This is a genomic window from Moorena sp. SIO3H5, assembly GCF_010692395.1.
Classification (GTDB): Bacteria; Cyanobacteriota; Cyanobacteriia; order Cyanobacteriales; family Coleofasciculaceae; genus Moorena.
The window spans coordinates 1-5,025 of record NZ_JAAHHS010000500.1; the positions used below are offsets into that span (position 1 = coordinate 1).

Annotated in this window: 5 protein-coding genes and 1 pseudogene; 3 read left to right on the forward strand and 3 right to left on the reverse strand. The window is 45.7% G+C overall.

Annotated elements, in window-relative coordinates; all coding sequences use genetic code 11:
• Window positions 1-1,004, forward strand: a pseudogene (locus F6K52_RS32235) (Zn-dependent protease with chaperone function); the annotation flags it as partial.
• 284 nt (window positions 1,005-1,288) lie between these two features.
• Here F6K52_RS32235 and F6K52_RS32240 read toward each other — a convergent pair.
• Window positions 1,289-2,662, reverse strand: coding sequence for a transposase (locus tag F6K52_RS32240; RefSeq protein WP_293088512.1), 1,374 nt, complete (start codon window positions 2,660-2,662; stop codon window positions 1,289-1,291).
• 467 nt (window positions 2,663-3,129) lie between these two features.
• Entirely contained in the window at window positions 3,130-3,282 is a 153-nt protein-coding gene (locus F6K52_RS32245; RefSeq protein ID WP_293088514.1) for a hypothetical protein, read from the reverse strand.
• 167 nt (window positions 3,283-3,449) lie between these two features.
• On the opposite strand from F6K52_RS32245, the gene F6K52_RS32250 reads away from it, so the two are divergent.
• Both F6K52_RS32250 and F6K52_RS32255 read left to right on the forward strand, forming a co-directional pair.
• Window positions 3,450-3,644, forward strand: a complete 195-nt coding sequence (locus F6K52_RS32250; RefSeq protein WP_071106925.1) for a hypothetical protein — start codon at window positions 3,450-3,452, stop codon at window positions 3,642-3,644.
• 164 nt (window positions 3,645-3,808) lie between these two features.
• Entirely contained in the window at window positions 3,809-4,696 is an 888-nt protein-coding gene (locus tag F6K52_RS32255; RefSeq protein WP_293088516.1) for a phosphoadenylyl-sulfate reductase, read from the forward strand.
• Here the strand turns inward: F6K52_RS32255 and F6K52_RS32260 are convergent.
• The gene (locus F6K52_RS32260; RefSeq protein WP_293088518.1) at window positions 4,691-4,852 is read right to left on the reverse strand and encodes a hypothetical protein; all 162 of its coding nucleotides are present in this window, start codon (window positions 4,850-4,852) and stop codon (window positions 4,691-4,693) included. The two genes, F6K52_RS32255 and F6K52_RS32260, sit on opposite strands and share 6 nt — an antisense overlap.
• Window positions 4,853-5,025 lie beyond the last annotated feature (173 nt).

Below are 5,025 nucleotides of genomic sequence, written 5' to 3' on the forward strand. Positions count from 1 at the left end.
TCTTGACCCGCGCCTTACTAAAAATTGCCCTAGGGATAAGCGAAGACATCCAAATTTCCGGCCAAACCAGTGGGCTATTAGAAAGCTTTGATGTCTTACTCCCCGTCGGTTATCAGCAAGCCATGGTTATCGGCAGTTTTTCCCCCACCACCCCGTTTGAAGACATCTTGAAATGGGACTGTACTAATCCCTACCGCTACTGGTTAATCATCAACTCTGCCCATCCCCTACTGGGAGAACGGTTACATTTACCTAAGCGCTACGCCCACTTTCTCAAGCTTCATGCCGAACTAGAGTTACCCGCTTTAATTCCTGCCAGTCGCAATCGAGCTGAATTTTTCTCTAAACTCAGCAACAGTTACAAAGCCTTGCCACTGCTACAAAGTACCCTAATTTTTGGCGTAATAATGGGGGCAGGCCTAAGAGGGATACTTTGGATAATTGGTAAACTGTCTGACCTGCTCGACATTTGGCAGCTAATTTGGCTACATAATGCCAATTCCTTTATCGATGCTTGTATCTTAATTGCCTTTAGTATCAGTGTCTTTCTCTGGATTAATAATTACTTTCCCGACCTCAAACCTACCAATATCGGTACTGACCCCGACTTAGGAGATTATTTCGCTACTAACGCTACTCTACCTCCCGATAGTCGTCCTGTTCTCTTAAGCGGAAAACTATTAGGACGTTCAGGATTACGTAATTGGCTCGGACAAGATTTAATATTACAAACCCCGACAGGTTTAGTCAGACTAAATTACTGTTCCTATCTCGGACCACTAGGTAATATCCTACCTCAACCCACCCGTGTTAGTAATTTAGTTAACCAGAACGTAATCGTCACCGGTTGGTTTCGCCGGGGTGTTAATCCCTGGATTGATATTGAAACCATCAGTATCGAAGACGATAAACCAATTCGCAGCTACTATCCGATTTGGATTACCATTCTCGCCACAGTAGCAGCCCTATCCGGCGCTTATCTGATTTCCCAAGTAGGAGCCTGAAATTATTGACAGGGAATCGGGAATCAGCTCGCTGTTACCGAAAAAACTATTAAGAAATGTTGCGATTTTTGGAAAACTTAGTTACATTTGTTTACATAACTGATTACCCGAGGACCACTACGTCCTTAAGACCTTGAGCTCACAGCCAAGGATAAAGGCACACTGTAAGCGTATTGGCCCTAGGTTTTCTCCTCCCAACACAGCAAGTATCACCAGCCCCTCTCAATGGCTGGTTTTTTTTTGACATCTCCCCCGGCTGAAGCACGGGGGATTCTATAAGGATGTTACGCGGTAGGGTAAACCCATACCGCTCCACCCTTATTCCGATATGATTTAGACAAGTCACTAAATAAATCGTACCGGTGCGGGAGTGTCAAGGCTCCCCTAGCCACCTTAGTCAAATCAAATGACTGTGTGGTTACTTTGCGGATAATATTGGCAGCGCCGTTAGCATCGGCGTTAACCAATTGTCCGGAAGCAGTTCTGTACAAACCACGCCTAACTCTTTTGCCAGATGGTCTCCATCCTGCGGGTTTTTCACCTAGTTTCGGTAAGGAGTCCCTATCTAAGAAAGACGCTTTGCTCGTGTATGACTCTTCGGTGATTACGAGCTTTATCCCATACTCGGAACAAAGCTGCTTGAGCCTTTCTATGAACCTATTTGTGGGAATGGCTACAAAATTTTGATTGCCTCTTCTGCCCATATTGGAACGGTTTTTCTGCCCTTTGTTCCAGCCAAACACAACATTACCTATTCCATCGTGGAGGCAACGATTAACAATAAAGCGAGCAGCTTTATTTACTGCGTCTCGCATCTGATTATTTCGTTTTAGCTGGATTCTGTCTAGACTCGAATCCCAGTATCTCTCCGGCTTCCCAGCTTTATGTTTAGCTACTAACCGGGAGTAACCCTGATTGAGAGCCTTAAGTTTCTTGCCATCAATGATGAAGCTTTTTCCTAAGGTCGAAACGCCGGTCAGCCAGTTATCCCCACCATGGTCTATGCCCAAGGCTTGGGAGTAATCGAGGTCTGGGTTCGTGGCTAATGGCTGCTTCCCATCGTCTATAACCCAATCGATCCATAACTGACGGTAGCAAGGACGGATAGTAACTTCTTTGACCCACTCGGGGTCTATAAATCCTGGAGGGTTTAAGGTGATCTGAGTTAGCAGTTCTGGTTTACTCTCTTTACTAACCGAAGGGTAGAACAAACCCTTTTTATAGGTGAGTGCTTGCCTGGGGAAAGTAACAGAGGCAAGACCACCTGATTTCCTGTAACGAGGAAACCTTGGCCTATCTACTTCTCCCTTATAATACAGTCCTACTAATTGGTTGTAGCTTGCGATCGCTTCCCCTACAGTCTTTAAGGTTTGTTGAGCAGATTGAGCCGCCATTCCCTTGTAGTGAGGAGACATTTTGAGAGCTTTATCTATTTCGGGGTATTTGATCACACATTTATAAGTTTTCCAACCCGCTCTTAATTCATCTCCACGCCAATAAGTAGTAAAAGCTTCTTGCTCTTCCAGCCATTTATAATGTTTTTGTTTAGCGTAATAAATAGCGCAGTTGAATAAACTATTAGCCTGTCGGCATTGGAATTCCCAGAACGCTTTCTCTTCATCTGATAAGACAGCTTTTATCGGTATCGTCTTGTACATTTGATAACTTCGACCTTCTTTGTTATCCTAGATTTAGGGTATACGTAGGCTCTAAAGATGTCAAGTCAAAACCATAAAAAATCCCGAAAAAAGATGAGGGGAGTTCCTGTCCTTTACAACGAGCTAAAAAAGCCACACACTATAATGTTCACCGACAGTGTGTGGAAATGGTTGCAACTTTCTGCCAAGGACTCGAACACCAGTGTTGGTGAATTTATAGAACGTTGGGCGAGAAGTCAAATAGAGGACACGACTGGATGAATCCAGTCTCTCTTTTTCATCCCGGAGACGCGCGCGAATAAGGCAGCCTTTATGGTTGGTCGGCTATGAACAAAAGGGTTAAAACTTTATGATTAGCGTGATTTGCGCCTTCACGCGGGGGTTTCCCCCACTCGCGCTTTGCATGGCTGACAAGGCTGCCTTATTCTTACGGTAACTTCTGACCCCGGCTAAAAGCGCGGGGGTTCTCAAATTTCAGGGCGTTTTGATAGAGCGCTATGGGCAAGGCAAGAGGCAAGAGGCTTGCATACAATAGGCAAGAAATAACACTGATCTGACGCCCCATCTCTCCACAGCTCCCACACTCCCGATTCCCGATTCCCGATTCCCGATTCCCTCACAACTTTGTTACAAATATTTTCAAAATATGTTATAATATAATATTTTTTATGTTATAATGAAATTGCCCCAGACGTTTAACGAAAGGTTAAACGGGAAGAGCCAGCCTGAAGATATGCAGGCTGAAGGCTGGCTCTAGGACCCCCTATAACAGGAGATACATTAGATTATGTCCTATGCTGAACGCCTACATCCATGGGTGGTGGTGCGCCTATTGCCCAAGATGCAACGAGTAATTGTTGCTCGGTTCCGTAAACGATCCGATGCGGAGGGTCATATGCAGGCTCTGAAACGGCTAATGCCCGATGCGAACTTTGTGATTATATTTGATATCGGCGAGCCCATAACTGAAGAAGATTCTTAAGATTATAGGGAGTAGGGAATCGGGAATCGGGAATCGGGAGTCAGATCAGGGTTCCCTCTTGCCTTTTGCCTTTTGCCTTTTGCCTTTTGCCTCTCCCGAAAGAGATTATTCACGAATAAACTACCATAACAATATATCCAGAGTAAAAACAAGATACTACCACCATGCCGCGACTGAATCTGATCGCTTCTGATCAAGCTTCTGGAAACCAACAGGCTGCAGCTATCCAAAGCCCTGATCACCTCGATGGGAATGGGAAAACAAACCAGCCTCAATCTCAGCAGTTAGACCCCATGACCGGGGTGACATCAAACCAAATTGAGCTGGATTTGGAAGCAGTGAATCAGCAACTTGCTGAGGCTAGCGCTACCAAAATCGTAGAATGGGCAGCTGAAACCTTTGGTGATGGCTTAGTGATGAGTAGCAGCTTTGGGATCCAGTCAGCGGTCATGCTGCACTTGGTCACTAGTGTCGTTCCAGATATACCAGTAATTTGGATAGATACGGGCTACCTACCGGTGAAAACCTATCGATTTGCCGAGGAGTTGATCGAACGGCTCAACTTGAATGTAAAAGTGTACCAGTCTGCCATGAGTCCAGCACGGATGGAAGCCTTGTATGACAGACTCTGGGAAAAGAATGATGTAGAATCCCTCAACCGCTACGACCAGATCCGCAAGGTCGAACCAATGCAACGGGCTTTGCAGGAACTAAACGCAACGGGATGGTTAGCAGGATTGCGCAAGCAACAAACTGACCACCGCAAGACGATGGGCTGGGTTAACAAGCAGGGAGATCAGCACAAGATTTTGCCAATTCTTAACTGGCACTCTAGGGATATCTATAAGTATCTCACCGCTCATGACTTACCCTATCATCCTATGTTTGATGAGGGTTATACAACCGTCGGTGATTGGCATTCCAGCCGACCTTTATCCTTCGATGATCAGGATGAACGGGATACCCGTTTTCATGGCCTTAAGCAAGAGTGTGGTATACACTTGCCTGAAACTCCTGGTGAAGCGGCAAGTCTTGATTCTAGTTCGCTATAGGCAACAGGGAACAGGGAACAGGGAACAGGGAAGTAGAATGCGAGCACTTACCCCATCCGATAGTGTCTCTAGAAATAATGGGTAGAACTGGCATCTTGCCAGTTTGCTGAGGGCATCAGGGGTGGAACTGGCATCTTGCCAGTTTGCTACTATCACAGATGTGTATCCTTACTGTTCCGATAGTGCTTCTACAACTGGTGGAACTGGCATCTTGCCAGTTTGCTACTATCACAGATGCGAACGCATACTAGTTTAATAGTGCCTCTACAACTGGTGGAACTGGCATCTTGCCAGTTTGCTACTATCACAGATGCGATTGGCCTATGGCA

Bases quoted from the DNA above. Each gene is read 5' to 3' on its own strand.
- F6K52_RS32240 (WP_293088512.1), bottom strand. From the start codon at position 2,662: ATGTACAAGACGATACCGATAAAAGCTGTCTTATCAGATGAAGAGAAA.
- F6K52_RS32250 (WP_071106925.1), top strand. From the start codon at position 3,450: ATGTCCTATGCTGAACGCCTACATCCATGGGTGGTGGTGCGCCTATTG.
- F6K52_RS32255 (WP_293088516.1), top strand. From the start codon at position 3,809: ATGCCGCGACTGAATCTGATCGCTTCTGATCAAGCTTCTGGAAACCAA.